This is a genomic window from Frigoribacterium sp. VKM Ac-2530 (genome assembly GCF_015350835.1).
Classification (GTDB): Bacteria; Actinomycetota; Actinomycetes; order Actinomycetales; family Microbacteriaceae; genus Frigoribacterium.
This window is the reverse complement of sequence record NZ_JADKSE010000001.1, coordinates 536,218-550,798: the sequence shown is the minus strand read 5'-3', so window position 1 is coordinate 550,798 and position 14,581 is coordinate 536,218. Positions and strand designations below refer to the sequence as shown.

Genomic DNA, 14,581 nt, shown 5'->3' with positions numbered 1-14,581 from the left:
CCCGGCAGCGAAGTCCGAGAACGCGCGGCGGCCGCGTCGGGTGAGGTTCACCGGCGCAAGGTGGCGTCGAGCGAGCGATGAGCGACGTGGCGCTCTCCGAGGACTGTCACTTCTGCTGCCCGCACGGTGGGACCTCCCGAATCTGGACCGTGAGGTAGTGCTGGGCCGGGTCGGCTCGGACACGCCACGGCGTCTGACCTGTCGAGCCTGTCGTGTCGTCCTTCCTTGCTCCAGAGGCCAACGTCCCTCTTCGTGACTGCATTTCTCCCTGGGGACCAATGGCACTGCCGGGCGTGCCGTGGGCCTTCGACACTCGGACCACACGACGGGCTCATCGGCCCGCCGCCGTCCGTCTCGGACGGAATCTCGCGCATCAAGAACTGCAGGAGGCGCCACACGGCGCCCCGAGGAAGAAGTCACCATGACCAACACCGTCCTCACCACCCCCACCACCGACCACGAGATCCGCGACGCCGTCCAGGCCGAGCTCGCATGGACCCCCGACGTGGTCGACGCGGGCATCGGTGTCGCCGTCGTCGACGGCACCGTCACCCTCTCCGGCCAGGTCAGCGACTACGCCGCCCGGGGCGCCGTCACCCGTGCCGCGTTCCGCATCGCCGGCGTCACCACGGTCGTGGACGACCTCGTCGTCCACCCCGGGTCGTACGCCTGGCAGGTCACCGAGACGGACATCGCCAAGGACGTCGACCAGGCCATCGGGACGATGTCGACGCTGCCGGGGATCGTCAGGGCCGACATCCGCCAGCACACCGTCACCCTCACCGGGCAGGTCCAGTGGGAGTTCCAGCGGAAAGCAGTACGCCGTGCCGTCGCCGCCGTGCGGGGCGTCACCTTCGTCGTCAACGACGTCACGCTCCTGGCCCGCCCTTCCGCCGTCGGCACCGAGCAGGACATCCGCGCCGCGCTCATCCGGAACGCGACCGTCGACGCCGAGCACGTGACCGTTTCCGTGGCGGGCACGACCGTGACGCTCACCGGCCGGGTCCGCTCCTGGACAGATCGGAAGCAGGCCGAGACCACCGCGTGGTCCTCGCCCCACGTCGCCCACGTCATCAACGACATCACCCTCGGACGCTGAGCCCGAGGCGGGCATGACGACGAGACGGCCCGGGTGGGTGCTCGGGCCGTCTCGTCGTGCGTCTCACCGGTGACGGTCAGCGTGCCTCCGGTGCACGCCGCAGCGCGTGCCGGCGAGCCAGGAACTCCGCTTCGTCGATCTCGCCTCGGGCCAGCAGCTCGGCGAGGATCAGCTCGTCGCCGTGCAGCGCGACGGGCGCCCGGGGCGGGTCGTGCGACTCTCGCCGACGGCCTGCGCCGATGTCGCGGAGCGTCACCACGAGGACCACCACGGCAGCCGCGACCACCAGCAGCACGATGATCGCCCCGACCACCAGCAACCACTGCCACCACTCCGCCCCGCCCGCCATGCCGCCCATGCCGCCGTGACTCCCGTACCAGTCGTGCATCATCTGCGCACCTCCTCCAGGCAGGGTCCGCTCTCCGAAGGTGGACGACCAGTGCCGATGGTCCCCACGGGACGTTCGGCACTGGGCCGGCGGCTGCTCACCCGCGACGCTGAGGGCATGACCCTCACGCCCCCGCGCATCGACCCCGTCGACGTCACCCAGCACGACCGCACGTCGACGCCGTGGCCGCGGATGCCCCTGGCACCGTTGACGCCCGAGGGGCTCGCGCAGCTCGACGCCTGGTGGCGGGCGGCCAACTACCTCTCGGTCGGGCAGATCTACCTGCTCGACAACCCCCTCCTGCGGGAGCCGCTGACGCGCGACCACGTCAAGCCGCGCCTCCTCGGCCACTGGGGCACCACCCCGGGGCTGAACTTCGTCTACGCCCACCTCAACCGCGTCATCCAGCAGCGCGGCCTCGACGCGATCTACATCGCGGGTCCCGGCCACGGCGGCCCCGGCGTCGTCGCCAACACCTACCTCGAGGGCACCTACGGCGAGGTCTACGACGGTATCGACCAGACCGAGGAGGGCCTGCGGAAGCTGTTCCGCCAGTTCTCGTTCCCCGGCGGCATCCCCAGCCACGTCGCCCCCGAGACGCCCGGGTCGATCCACGAGGGCGGCGAGCTCGGCTACTCGCTGGCGCACGCCTACGGTGCCGTCTTCGACAACCCCGAGCTGCTCGTCGCGACCGTGGTCGGCGACGGCGAGGCCGAGACCGGCCCCCTGGCCACGAGTTGGCACGGCACCTCGTTCGTCGACCCGCTCCGCGACGGGGTCGTCCTGCCGATCCTCCACCTCAACGGCTTCAAGATCGCGAACCCGACCGTGCTGTCCCGCATGCCCGAGGCGCAGCTGCTCGAGCTGATGCGCGGCTACCGGTACACGCCCCACCTCGTCTCCGGCGGCTTCGACGGAGAAGACCCCCTGGCGGTCCACGTCCGCTTCGCCGAGACCCTCGACCGGGTGCTCGACGAGATCGCCGACATCAAGGAGGCGGCCCGCGAGAACGAGGCCGCTCGCGACGACCTCATCGGCACCTCCGTCGACAGCCGCCCGGCGTGGCCAATGATCATCCTCCGGACGCCGAAGGGCTGGACCTGCCCCGCGATCATCGACGGTCACCCCGCCGAGGGGAACTGGCGCTCCCACCAGGTCCCGCTGAAGGACGCCCGCGACACCCCCGAGCACCTCGCCGTCCTCGACGGCTGGCTCCGGTCGTACCGACCGGAGGAGCTCTTCGACGCCACCGGTGCGCCCGTGCCCCTCGTCACGAGCCTCGCCCCGGTCGGCGACGCGCGCATGAGCGCCAACCCCGTGGCGAACGGTGGCCTCCTGCGTCGCGAGCTGCGCCTCCCCGACTTCCGCGACTACGCGGTCGACGTCCCGTCGCCCGGTGCGACCCTCAGCTCGGCCACGGCGGTGCTCGGTGCCTGGCTGCGCGACGTGATCGTCGCGAACCCCACGAACTTCCGCATCTTCGGCCCCGACGAGACCGCCTCGAACCGGCTGCAGGCCGTCTTCGAGGTGACCGACAAGCAGTGGGACTCCGGCTACCAGGCCATCGACCTGCTCGACAACGACCTGGCCCGCACGGGCCGCGTCGTCGAGGTCCTCAGCGAGCACCTCTGCGAGGGGTGGCTCGAGGGCTACCTGCTGACCGGTCGCCACGGGCTGATGAACTCGTACGAGGCCTTCATCCATGTCGTCGACTCCATGTTCAACCAGCACGCGAAGTGGCTGAAGACCTCACGGCAGATCCCGTGGCGTCGCCCGATCTCGTCGCTGAACTACCTGCTCAGCTCGCACGTCTGGCGCCAGGACCACAACGGCACCTCCCACCAGGACCCGGGCTTCATCGACCACGTCGTCAACAAGAAGGCCGACGTGGTCCGGGTCTACCTCCCCTTCGACGCGAACACGCTGCTCTCGACCTGGGACCACTGCCTCCGCAGCGTCGACTACGTCAACGTCGTCGTCGCCGGCAAGCAGCTCGCCCCGAACTGGCTGACCATGCAGGAGGCGGTGGCTCACTGCACCCGTGGGCTCGGCATCCTGGAGTGGGCCGGCACCGAAGAAGCGGGGCTCGAGCCGCACGTCGTCCTCGGCTGCGCGGGCGACGTCCCCACCCTGGAGGTCCTCGCCGCGGCGTCGATCCTGCGGCGGGAACTGCCGTGGCTGCGCGTGCGGGTCGTCAACGTCGTCGACCTGATGCGGCTGCAGAGCGAGGGGGAGCACCCGCACGGCCTCTCCGACGCCGAGTACGACGCGCTCTTCCCGGCGGAGGTGCCCGTGGTGTTCGCCTACCACGGCTACCCGTGGCTCATCCACCGGCTGACCTACCGCCGGGCGGGGCACGACCAGCTGCACGTGCGCGGGTTCATCGAGGAGGGCACGACCACGACACCGTTCGACATGGTCATGCTCAACGACCTCGACCGGTACCGCCTCGTCATGGACGTCATCGACCGCGTGCCCGGGCTGTCGGCGCACAACGGGCCTCTGCGCCAGCAGATGCAGGACGCCCGCCTGCGAGCGAGGGCGTACACGCGTGAGCACGGCGAGGACCTGCCCGAGGTCGCGGACTGGGCGTGGGAAGGCCCTCGCGGGACGTTGTCCCCTGCCGTCGACGACACACGTGCGTGAGGCTCAGGACATGGACATGTACCTCCCTTCAGCAGGCGCCGACACCGCGACGCAGCCCTTCGACGTCGCCCTCCTCCTGGCCGAGCTCGAGCGGTCCCTGCCTCTCGGCACGGCACCTCGGGGGCGGTGACCGCCGTGTACGGACGCGAGGACCTGGTCGAGGAGATGACCCGGGACGACTGCTGGAGGCGGCTGCGGCGGACGCACCTCGGCCGACTCGCCATGGGCCACGGCCCCGGCATCGAGATCTTCCCGATCAACTACACCGCCGACGGGCAGACCGTCTACCTCGCGACGTCCGTCGGCACGAAGACGGCCATGGTGGGCGTCTCGCCCTGGGTCGCCTTCGAGATCGACGGGGCCGACGACGGCTGGACGTGGAGCGTCGTCGTCAAGGGCCCCCTGCGACGGCTCGTGCGCTCGGCCGACCTCGAGGTCGCGGGCGAGCTGGGACTGCGCTCCGCTGCCCCGGGGGTGAAGGACCAGCTCATGAGCATCGACGCGACGTCCGTCACCGGGCGCCGCTTCCGTTCCGCGCTCTGATCTCCGCGGCGGGGGTCCCCGGCGGGACCATGGACCCTGTCGGGCCGGCCGGGTGCCTCGCAGACTCGGACGATGACCACGAACCCGTACCTCCAGCGCAGTCCCGAGCTCGACATCTCGACCGTCCCCGAGAAGATCGGCGTCGACGAGTGCTGGCGCCTCCTGGACTCGAGCACGGTGGCGCGACTCGCTGTGGTCGATGACCTCGGCCCCGACATCTTCCCGATCAACTACCTGGTGAGTTCCGGGGCCCTGTTCTTCCGAAGCGCTCCGGGCAGGAAGATCATCAGCCTGACCCGACGGCCGGAGGTGGCGGTCGAGATCGACGGGACGGAGGGCGGCAAACGGTTCAGCGTCGTGGTCCGCGGCACGGTCCGTCGCCTGGACGACGAAGCGAGGATGCACGAGTCGGGCGTGCTGGGCCTCGCGACGATGACCGCCTCGACGAAGTGGAACTACTTCGAGGTCACGCCTCGCAGCGTCGAGGGGCGGCTCTTCCGCACCAGCTACTGACGACCGTCCTGCGGACCGGCCGCGACACGGGGGCCGGTGCCTTCGTCGTCAGGGGCGCCACGGCGAGACCGTGATCGGCACGGTCGTCGTGGTCGGGGCGCTGAGGAGACGCAGTGCGGACGGCAGGTCGTGCCTGCCGTCCGAGCACCTGACGTGCTGGTGGCGACGATCGTCCACGATCAATGCCGTCGGCATGAGGACGGCGACCGTGAGCACGTCACCAGGACGGAGGTGCCAGGCCTCGCCCGGGGTCGCGACGGCCTGGAAGACCCCACGGGGCGCCGCCTCTTCCCACGACGTCACGAGATCGGCGACCTCGTCCTCGGGGGTCTCGACGAACGTCAGCACCACGCGGTTGCCCATGGCGATCCCCGCGGCCACGTGCACGGTGACGAGCTCGGCTGAGCACCCCGTGCCGCAGGCGAGGAGCACGACGCCGAGGGCGGCACGGCAGGTGAGCTCGACGCGATCCTCGAGCACGACGAGGTGGCCCGCAGCCACGTGGGCGCCAGCAAGCCGCGCTTCTTCGAGGTGTGTCTCGACGGCGTCCACCGCGGTCGATGGTCGGGGCCGGGGGAGCAGCGTCGTGGTCATGTGCTCAACCTCGTTGACCGTGTCCCCGGCCTGAAGTGCCGAACGTCCCGGTGCTCGTGACGGGACGTTGGGCACTGCCGGGGCAGCAGTGCCCGACGCAGACTCGTGATCACGCAGGGAGACGCTCGACAGCAGAGCGGTGTCGAGCGTCGCCGACAGGGAGAAGCACACGTGCACAAGCTGACCATCGCCGCCACGGACGGCCGGGGGGCTGCGGCGGCTGCGGCCGACTGGGCTGCCGCCCGCGCCGTCACGTCGGGAGGCGGGCTGCTCCTGGTCCGCGTCGTCGAGGCGACAAGACACGACACCGATGCTGACGTCGAGCGGCTCCTCGCCGCAGCACGGCCAGCCGTGCGGGCAGAGGCCGATCGGCTTCGTACGGCGAGGCCAGGCCTGGACGTCGTCGTCGAGGTGGTCGCGGGCGACCCGGGGGAGGTGCTCCGCGCCCTGTCGTCGCCGACGGCGGTGCTCGTCCTCGGCGCGGAGGCCCACGACGGTCGGGGCGCCTCCCTGCGGGAACGCGTCGTCTCCACCGCTCTCGGGCCCGTCGCGGTGGTGCCTGAGCCCGGGGTCGACGATGACGAACGGCACGGCATCGTCGTCGGCGTCGACGGGACCGACTCGTCGCTCTCCGCCCTCGCCTTCGCGGCCGACGAGGCCATGAGGTGGGGCGAGCCCCTCGAAGCGGTCAACGCCTGGCTCGACGTCCTCACCCCGACGCAGGTCGGCTTCATGAACATCGCACCGGTTCCGCGGACGGGCTCGGCAGCTCTCCGCGAGGTCGACCCTCAGACCAGTCTGCTGCGATCACGGCACCAGGCCTTGCTGCACGAGGCCGTCTCGACCGTCCTCCGGGCACACCCCGGTCTCGTCGTCACCGAACGCGTCGTGCAGGGAGAGGCGAGCCGGGTGCTCCAGCAGGTCTCGCGGTCTCGGCGCCTGCTCGTGGTCGGGAACCACGGACGTCGCCGGATCGCCCGGTTCCTCCTCGGCTCAGTCAGCCACGCCGTCGTCCTGGCCGTCACCGGCCCGACCGTCGTCGTCCAGGCGGCCGACGAACGGTAGCCTCGCCCTCGTTGCACCGCCGGCGTCTCAGTCCTTCCGGAGGGTCGCTCCGTAGACGGCTGCCTGGGTGCGTCGCTCCATGCCGAGCGCGCGCAGCAGCCCCGACACGTAGTTCTTGACGGTCTTCTCGGCGAGGCCGAGCACCTCGCCGATCTGCCGGTTGGTCATGCCCTCGGCGATGAGCTCGAGGACGTCGTGCTCGCGCTTCGAGAGCGCGATCTCAGGCGTGTGCGGGCCGTCGGTGATGGACGCGACGACACGACGGGACATCTGGGGGTCGACCAGCAGCTTGCCCGCCGCGACCTGGCGGATCGAGTCGATGAGGCGATCGCCGCGGATGTCCTTCAGGACGTACCCGGCTGCGCCGGCGAGGACGGCGGCGACGCTGGCTTGGTCGTCGTCGAACGCGGTCAGCATGAGGCACCGGATGTCGGGGTGGGCGGAGAGGACGTCGCGGCAGAGGTCGATGCCGCTGCTGTCGGGCAGCCGGACGTCGAGGACGGCGACGTCGGGGAGGGTCGCGGCGATCCGCACGAGGGCCTGGGCGGCGGTGCCTGCCTCGCCGACGACCTGGAGGTCGTCGTGGGAGTCGATCAGGTGAGCCACGCCAGAACGGACGACCTCGTGGTCGTCGACCAGGAACACGCGGGTCACGACGTGCTCCTCGGGGGTGTGACGACCGTGGTGTTCGCGGTCCAGGTGAGCACGGTGCCTCCTTCTGGGCGCCTCTCGGCGACCATCGTTCCCTGCCACTTCGCCGCGCGCACGGCCAGGTTGGCCAACCCGCTGTCGTCGCGGCCCGACGGCAGGCCGATCCCGTCGTCGGTGATCTGCACCTCGACGTGGTCGTCGGCGACGGTCACGGTGACCGCCACCCGGATCGCCTCGGCGTGGCGGGCGACGTTGCTGAGGCCTTCGCGGACGACGGCGATGACGTCGTCGACGACTTCGTCGAGCACCATGAGGTCGAGAGGGCCGGCGAAGGCGAGCCGCGGGGTCGCCTCGAAGACGGGGCTGAGCTCGGCGAGGAGGTCGATGACGCGATGGCGGAGTGACGAGCGGCCCGCGCGCCGCGGGGGAGCGAGGGCGAAGATGGCGGTGCGGATCTCCGCGATCGCGGCGTCGAGCATGTCGACGTGCCGTTCCAGCTGCGTCGCCGTGGCGTGGTCCACTCCGGACCGGAGAGATGCCTGCATGTCGAGGCCGGCGGCGAAGAGGCGCTGGATGACGTGGTCGTGCAGGTCGCGGGCGATGCGACCGCGGTCCTCGACGCGCTCCAGGCGCGTGCGGTCGCGCCGGACCTCCGCGATGTCGATCGCGAGGGTCGCCTGGCGCGAGAAGTCGGTGATCATCTCGATGTCCGCGGTTGAGAATCGGGCGCTCCCTGCCGCCCTCGAGACGATCAGGGCGCCGTGCGCCGTGTCCGCTGTCTCGAGCGGGACGGCGATGGTGGGGCCGAGGAGCAGGGGCCGGCCGGCGACCTCGGCGACCGTCTGCATGGTGGCGACGTCGAGGGTCTCGTGAGTCTGCAGGGCCCGGCCGGAGAGGGTTCCCTCGGCGGGGACGACGAGGCCCTGCAGATCGTCCGCCAGACGGCCTCGTGCCGTGTCGACGATGACGGTCGTCGTCGTCGCTGGCAGGACGACGCACACCAGATCCGCGCCGGCGAGTGTCACGACCCGATCGGCGAGGAGCCCGAGCGGAGCCGTGGCGTCATCGGAGAGGAGTGCCGTGGCGATCTCGGTCGACGCGGCGGCCCAGGCCTGACGCCGCTTCGTCTCGGCGAACAGTCGAGCGTTGTCGATGGCGACACCTGCCGTGCCGGCGAGGGAGGACAGCAGCTCCTCGTCCTCGGCCGTGAAGTCGCCGACCGCCTTCTCCGCGAAGTAGAGGCTGCCGAACAGCTCGCCTCGAACTCGGATGGGCACGCCGAGGAACGACTCCATCGGCGGGTGGCCCGCGGGGAAGCCTCCAGAGCGCACGTCTCCCGACAAGTGGGCGGACCGGACCGTCGCGCCCTCGGTCAGCACGGCGCCGAGGAGGCCGTGCCCCTCGGGCAGCCGGCCGATCCGCGCGACGAGCTCGTCGGACATGCCCGTGTGGACGAACTGCTCGAGGCCCCCCTCGGGCGACATGACCCCGAGCGCGCCGTAGCGGGCCCCGACGAGGTCGACGGCGGCCCTCACGAGGGTGGACAACACGGTCGGCAGGTCGAGTTCCCCGACGACGACGCGATTGGCCTTGAGGAGGCCGCGGAGGCGCCCCTGCGTCTCCGAGACCCGTCGAGCGCTGGACACGAGGGTCGACAGGGCGGCGTCGAGCTCGGTCCGGGGGCCGTCGGGGAAGGCGAGTCCGTGCGGTGGTGTCATGCGATGACTCCCTCTCGGCGTCGACCAGCGAGTCGCGACGGATCGTGGCGTCCTGTCACGCTCCCGAGCGGGGTCTGGGCCGGGTGGCCCACCATAGGGGGTGGACGACGACGCCGCGAGGATCTGGACTCGACGACGGACGAGGGGCCGGGTCACCCGTGCGGGACGCCTGCCGTGAGTCCGCCGTCGATGACGAATTCCGCACCGGTGATGTAGGCGGCTTCCTCCGATGCGGGATACACGATCAGGTGCGACACCTCCTCGGGCGCGGCTGCGCGGTTCAGCGGGATCTGCAGCTGCGACGCCGTGATCCCCGCCGTCAGGGGAGTCGGATGCCGAGGAACGTCGTGGGCGCCCCGCTGGCCGCTGCGGCCACGGTGGTGTGGGCGGTGCTGTTGCTGGCCACGTTCCCGATCGGGGCCTGCTCCCTAGGCCGGCTCCTCTTCCGCGGCGTTCAGCGCCCTGTGCTCGTGGCGCTGTTCGGCGGCGCCGAGTGGTCGAAATCGCCCTCGTCCATCTGCTCTCCCGGGACGAGACGATCGACATCCGTCCCGTCACCCGGGAGGCCACGGAGGGAGGTCCCTGAAGTACCCGTCACACAGGCACTGTCAAGGCGTGTCAGGCGGCCCGGGAACCGAGTTGTGTCGGGTGCGCGGGTCACCAGGGCCCGCTCGTCTGTGAGGAACCACCGTGCTCGGTCTCGAGATCGTCGTCGTGCTCGGCGCCGCCGTGCTCATCTGCAGCGGCCTGGCGAGTCGCCTGCACGTCGCCCCGCCGATCCTGTTGCTCGCGAGCGGGATCCTGCTCGGATTCGTGCCCGCCCTGCGCGAGGTGCAGCTGCCGCCCGAGGTCGTGCTCTTCCTCTTCCTCCCGGCGCTGCTGTTCTGGGAGAGCCTCACGACGTCGCTGCGCGAGATCCGGGCGAACCTCCGGGGCATCGTGCTGACGAGCACGGTGCTCGTCGTGGCGACGGCGGCCGCGGTGGCGACCGTCGCGCACCTCCTCGGCATGCCGTGGGGTCCCGCCTGGGTGCTCGGCGCTGCCGTCGCCCCGACCGACGCGACCGCCGTCGGTGCCTTCACGAGGTCGCTGCCGCGGCGCACGGTGACGACGCTGCGCGCCGAGAGCCTGGTGAACGACGGCACCGCGCTCGTCATCTACGGGCTGGCGGTGGCGGTCGTCGTGGGCGAGGACGAGGCGACGCCGCTGCGGATCAGCTGGCTCGTCCTGCTCGCCTACGGGGGAGGCGTGCTCATCGGGCTGGCACTGGCCTGGGCGGTGAAGCGCGTCCGGGCACGCCTGGACGACCCGCTGCAGGAGACGGTGATCACCATCCTGACCCCGTTCGTCGCCTACCTCGTCGCCGAGTCGGTCGAGTCGTCCGGCGTCCTGGCGGTCGTCATCGCGGGCCTGGCGCTGAGCCAGGCAGCACCGCGACGGGACCGCGCCGCGACACGGCGCCAGTCGGACGCGTTCTGGAGCCTGTCGACCTTCTTGCTCAACGCCTCCTTGTTCGTGCTCGTGGGGCTCGAGCTGCAGACGGCGGTCCGGGGACTGGACGGGCGACTGGTCGCCACCGGCGTCCTGTCGGTGGTCGTCATCAGCGTCACGCTGATCGCGGTCAGGATCGCGTTCCTGTTCGTCGCGGCGTACACGATCCGGGCCGTGGACCGGCGGCCGCAGCAGCGCCTCCGGCGGGTGAGCGACCGGGCACGGGTCCTCAGCGGGCTGTCCGGGTTCCGCGGAGCGGTGTCGCTCGCGGCGGCGCTCGGCGTGCCGCTCGTGCTCACGACCGGCAACGACTTCCCCGACCGCGACATGATCGTCTTCGTCACCTCCGGCGTCATCGTGGTCACGCTCGTCGTTCAGGGGCTGCTGCTGCCCGCCGTCGTCCGCTGGGCGTCGCTGCCCGAGGACACCGGCGTCGTCGAGGAGCGCCGTCTCGCCGAGACCACCGCAGCCGAGGAGGCGCTGGACGCCCTCGCCGAGGTCGCCCGCGACCTCGAGGTGGACCAGGAGGTCGAGGACCGTGCCCGCGAGGAGCAGGAGGCGCACCTGCGCGTCGTCGAGGCCGGCGACGTCTCGGCCGAGGAGGACGACGACGTGCGCCGCGACCAGCAGTACCGGGAGCTGCGGCTCGAGCTGCTGCACCGCAAGCGCGGCACCGTCGTCCGTCTCCGCGACGAGGGGCGGATCGACGACACGGTGCTGCGCCAGGTGCAGGCGAGGCTCGACGCCGAGGAGGTGCGGCTCGCCCCGGGCGAGCTGTCCGACTAGGGCAGGAGACCCGGGCCCTCTCACGGACCCTGGCTCGCTGCCGAGGGTGTCTATCTCGAATTCGAGAGCGATCGGACCGCGGATCACCGGCGAACCGGTTCGGGGGAGCGACTGAGGCACTGATCTCTCTCGCTTTGCGGCAGGTCGCTCCAGACGACGTCATGTCGACGTCGTCTGCCACCGTCGTCACTGGCGCATGAGCTCCTCGTGCACGGCGGGGAACATCTCGCGAAGCCGGTCGACGTCGACCACGTCGCTCCCCGTGGGGAGGTCGGCACCCGTCAGCTCTCGTGCCTCGGCCATGGCGGCCCTCTCGTCCGATGTCGGCGAGCGCAGCACGCCGAGGGATCGCAGCCAGGTCCACAGCTCGATGAACGACTCGGTCGGGTAGCCCTTGAAGTCGTCGCGGGCCCAGGCCCATGCCTCGTGTCGGCGTGCACGGAACGGCAGCCTCGCCCTGACGTGCTCAGGGACATGGCGCAGGACGCGAGGGTCGGCGGACGAGTTCCGGACCTCGCGCTCGAAGTAGGCGAAGGCGACGTCGTCGACGCCCTCCGGCAGGTGTCGGTCAATCACGGTGAGGGGCTCCCGTTCTCGAGTTCGGGTGGTCTGCGACAAGCCGTGCCGTCACGGCGTCCGCCGGCACGAGTTCGTCGCCAGCTCCAGTGTGGCCTCGAGGGGACGACGTACGCAGAACGAGTGTCGGCGCTGGGCCGCGTGGCGGAGGAGGCGCAGAAAGGCGCGGGGTACAGCGGCATCCCCATCTTTGGGGACACCCGACCCCTTACCGCCCTGGCGACCCGTCGGTACCGTCACGTCATCGGCACCGTGCCGACCCTCGCGAGTCCCTCCCCGACCGGCACCACCGGGGGCTCCCGAGGCGCTACCCGAGAGACCTCCCGACATGTCCCGAACGATCAGCCGCGCCCGCTGGACGCGCCGTGCCCGCTGGGCAGCCCTGCCCGTCGCCGTGATCGCCTCCGGCGCGATCATCTCGACCGCCTCGTACTCGGCGTTCTCCGCCACCACGTCGAACCCGACCAGCAACTGGTCGACCGGCACCGTCCAGCTCTCGGACGACGACTCCGACGTCGCCCTGTTCTCGGCGTCGGGCCTGAAGCCGGGCGACACGGGGACCAAGTGCATCACCGTCACGTCGAAGGGCACCCTGCCGTCGGCGGTCAGGCTCTACGGCACCTCGGCCACGACGACGAACTCGCTCTCGTCCTACCTCGACCTGCGCATCGTGCAGGGCACCGGCGGGTCGAGCGCGTCGTGCGACGGGTTCACGCCGGTGACCCAGGACGCCCAGGTCTGGTCGGGCACGCTCGCGGACTTCGCGGGGCAGCGCACCGGCTACGCGACCGGTGCGTCGACCTGGTCGCCGTCGGGCACCGCCCCCGAGTCGCGCTCGTTCCAGTTCACCTACACGCTGAGCTCGGCCACCCCGAACACCGGGCAGGACTCCCGTGCTGCCCTCGCCTTCACCTGGGAGGCCCAGACCCGCTGACCCGTGGTCGACCCCGGTCGACCACCGAGAGCGGGAAGCTCTGTCATGACCACGACCACCACGCTGCAGCACGGTCGCACTGCCTTCTCCTTCTGGGGTGCCCTGTGCGTCGCGACGTGTGCGCGGGTGGTCCTCACGACGGCCGTGTGCCTCCTCCTCTGGGCAGCCGTGCCGGCCCTCTGGGGCTGGTCGCCGACGACCGTGGTGTCGGGGTCGATGGCGCCGACGATCGTCGCGGGCGACGTCGTCGTGGCGATGCCCCTCGGTGCCGACGAGCTCGTCCCCGGGCAGGTCCTGCTCGTGGACGACCCCGACCGACCGGGCGAGCTGCGGCTGCACCGGCTGGTCGAGAGCACCGCCGACGGGCTCCGGCTGCAGGGCGACGCCAACGCGGCGGCCGACTCGAGCCCGGTCCCTGTCGAGGACGTCCACGGCGTGGGCGTCCTGCTCGTGCCCGCGGTCGGCTCCCCGATGCTCTGGCACGGCGGCGACCGTGTGGCCGGCGGCCTGCTGGCGTCGCTGGTCGTGCTGATCCTGATCGCCCTGACCCGACTCGAGCCGAGGGACGGCGAGGACGTGGTCGACCCACTCGGCCCGTCCCGCCATCGTGCGCGTGCCCCGATGACCACACGGGCCTGGGCAGCCAGGGCGTCGGGGACTGTGCTCGCCGTCGTCGGCGGCGTCGCCGTCCTGGTGCTCGTGGTGGGCTCGAGCCACTCCGCGTTCGCGGGCACGACCTCGACGGCGAGCAGCCTCGCCACGTCCCGTTTCGCCTGCCTCGACCGCCCGGTCGCCGCACAGGCGCACTTCGCCTACCAGTACAACGACGGCGTCGGGACGTCGCTGCGGGACAGCAGCGGCAACGGGCGGGCGGGCACGCTCACGCAGGGCGCGGCCATCCAGAGCGGGAACTGCGCGTCCGGCGCGAGCCCGTGGCTGACGCTCGACGGGGTGGCAGGGCAGGTGACGACAGCGGAGCGGCTGCGGGCCCCCCAGGTCTTCTCGATCGAGACGTGGTTCCGGACGACGACGACCTCCGGCGGCAAGCTGGTCGGCTTCGGCAACAGCCAGGCGGGGGCGTCGACCCAGTACGACCGGCACCTCTACCTCACGAACCGGGGCACCCTCGTCTTCGGCGTGTACAGCGGCCAGCAGTACACGATGTCGAGCACCGCCTCCTACGCCGACGGGGCGTGGCACCTCGCCACCGTCACCCTCGACGGGTCCGGCATGGTCATGTACGTCGACGGGACACAGGTGGCGTCCTCGCCGCAGAACGCGGCGGAGAACTTCCTGGGATGGTGGCGCATCGGCTACGACACGGTGGGCGGAGTCTGGCCCGAGGCGCCGTCCAGCCCGCACTTCCGAGGTGACCTCGAGAACACGACGGTCTACGACGTCGCTCTGTCGGCCGCCGACGTGACTGCGCACCACGCCGCCGGCCGCTGAGGCAGGACACGACGGCACATCGTCCGCGGCGTCGACGTGGGCGCGATCCCGTGCTGCCGTGAGGCTGCGTTTCAGGGCCGTTACGACGGTGTTTAAGTTGTATACAAAGGCCCGTCCGTACCTGTGGA

The 14,581-nt window shown here is 71.3% G+C and carries 14 protein-coding genes; 8 read left to right on the top strand and 6 right to left on the bottom strand.

Annotated elements, in window-relative coordinates:
* Positions 1-421 precede the first annotated feature (421 nt).
* A complete protein-coding gene (locus tag ITJ48_RS02485) occupies positions 422-1,099 on the top strand; it encodes a BON domain-containing protein (RefSeq protein WP_194612272.1) in 678 nt (225 codons plus the stop codon).
* Positions 1,100-1,175: 76 nt separating this feature from the next.
* On the opposite strand, the gene ITJ48_RS02480 is transcribed toward ITJ48_RS02485, so the two are convergent.
* Complete coding sequence (locus ITJ48_RS02480) at positions 1,176-1,490, bottom strand: SHOCT domain-containing protein (RefSeq protein WP_194612271.1); 315 nt, start codon at positions 1,488-1,490, stop codon at positions 1,176-1,178.
* 114 nt (positions 1,491-1,604) lie between these two features.
* On the opposite strand from ITJ48_RS02480, the gene ITJ48_RS02475 reads away from it, so the two are divergent.
* The 3 genes from ITJ48_RS02475 (at position 1,605) to ITJ48_RS02465 (ending at position 5,189) form a co-directional block, all read left to right on the top strand.
* Positions 1,605-4,133 (top strand): phosphoketolase, encoded by a 2,529-nt coding sequence (locus ITJ48_RS02475; protein WP_370544740.1) that lies wholly within the window; start codon positions 1,605-1,607, stop codon positions 4,131-4,133.
* Between the two features lie 135 nt (positions 4,134-4,268).
* Positions 4,269-4,676, top strand: coding sequence for a pyridoxamine 5'-phosphate oxidase family protein (locus ITJ48_RS02470; protein ID WP_194612270.1), 408 nt, complete (start codon positions 4,269-4,271; stop codon positions 4,674-4,676).
* A gap of 72 nt (positions 4,677-4,748) precedes the next feature.
* Positions 4,749-5,189 carry a pyridoxamine 5'-phosphate oxidase family protein gene (locus ITJ48_RS02465; protein WP_194612269.1) on the top strand — a complete coding sequence of 147 codons (441 nt, stop codon included), beginning with the start codon at positions 4,749-4,751 and terminating at the stop codon, positions 5,187-5,189.
* A 48-nt stretch (positions 5,190-5,237) separates the two neighbouring features.
* Here the strand turns inward: ITJ48_RS02465 and ITJ48_RS02460 are convergent, their stop codons facing one another.
* The gene (locus ITJ48_RS02460; RefSeq protein WP_194612268.1) at positions 5,238-5,783 is read right to left on the bottom strand and encodes a hypothetical protein; all 546 of its coding nucleotides are present in this window, start codon (positions 5,781-5,783) and stop codon (positions 5,238-5,240) included.
* 171 nt (positions 5,784-5,954) lie between these two features.
* On the opposite strand from ITJ48_RS02460, the gene ITJ48_RS02455 reads away from it, so the two are divergent.
* Positions 5,955-6,848 (top strand): universal stress protein, encoded by an 894-nt coding sequence (locus tag ITJ48_RS02455; protein ID WP_194612267.1) that lies wholly within the window; start codon positions 5,955-5,957, stop codon positions 6,846-6,848.
* Positions 6,849-6,875: 27 nt separating this feature from the next.
* Here the strand turns inward: ITJ48_RS02455 and ITJ48_RS02450 are convergent, their stop codons facing one another.
* The 3 genes from ITJ48_RS02450 to ITJ48_RS02440 form a co-directional block, all read right to left on the bottom strand.
* Positions 6,876-7,502: a response regulator transcription factor gene (locus ITJ48_RS02450; RefSeq protein ID WP_194612266.1), complete on the bottom strand. Its 627-nt coding sequence runs from the start codon at positions 7,500-7,502 to the stop codon at positions 6,876-6,878.
* A complete protein-coding gene (locus ITJ48_RS02445; RefSeq protein WP_194612265.1) occupies positions 7,499-9,217 on the bottom strand; it encodes a GAF domain-containing protein in 1,719 nt (572 codons plus the stop codon). Before ITJ48_RS02445 ends, ITJ48_RS02450 begins: the two co-directional genes overlap by 4 nt.
* Before the next feature lie 152 nt (positions 9,218-9,369).
* Positions 9,370-9,513, bottom strand: a complete 144-nt coding sequence (locus ITJ48_RS02440) for an SDR family oxidoreductase (protein ID WP_228506358.1) — start codon at positions 9,511-9,513, stop codon at positions 9,370-9,372.
* Between the two features lie 394 nt (positions 9,514-9,907).
* Between ITJ48_RS02440 and ITJ48_RS02435 the strand changes: the two genes are divergently transcribed.
* On the top strand, positions 9,908-11,494 hold the full coding sequence (locus ITJ48_RS02435) for a Na+/H+ antiporter (protein WP_194612264.1): 1,587 nt from the start codon (positions 9,908-9,910) through the stop codon (positions 11,492-11,494).
* A 186-nt stretch (positions 11,495-11,680) separates the two neighbouring features.
* Here the strand turns inward: ITJ48_RS02435 and ITJ48_RS02430 are convergent, their stop codons facing one another.
* Positions 11,681-12,070 (bottom strand): hypothetical protein, encoded by a 390-nt coding sequence (locus ITJ48_RS02430; protein WP_194612263.1) that lies wholly within the window; start codon positions 12,068-12,070, stop codon positions 11,681-11,683.
* A gap of 328 nt (positions 12,071-12,398) precedes the next feature.
* Between ITJ48_RS02430 and ITJ48_RS02425 the strand changes: the two genes are divergently transcribed.
* Both ITJ48_RS02425 and ITJ48_RS02420 read left to right on the top strand, forming a co-directional pair.
* Positions 12,399-13,004, top strand: a complete 606-nt coding sequence (locus tag ITJ48_RS02425) for a hypothetical protein (protein ID WP_194612262.1) — start codon at positions 12,399-12,401, stop codon at positions 13,002-13,004.
* 45 nt (positions 13,005-13,049) lie between these two features.
* Positions 13,050-14,453: a LamG-like jellyroll fold domain-containing protein gene (locus ITJ48_RS02420; RefSeq protein WP_194612261.1), complete on the top strand. Its 1,404-nt coding sequence runs from the start codon at positions 13,050-13,052 to the stop codon at positions 14,451-14,453.
* The last annotated feature ends 128 nt before the right edge of the window (positions 14,454-14,581 follow it).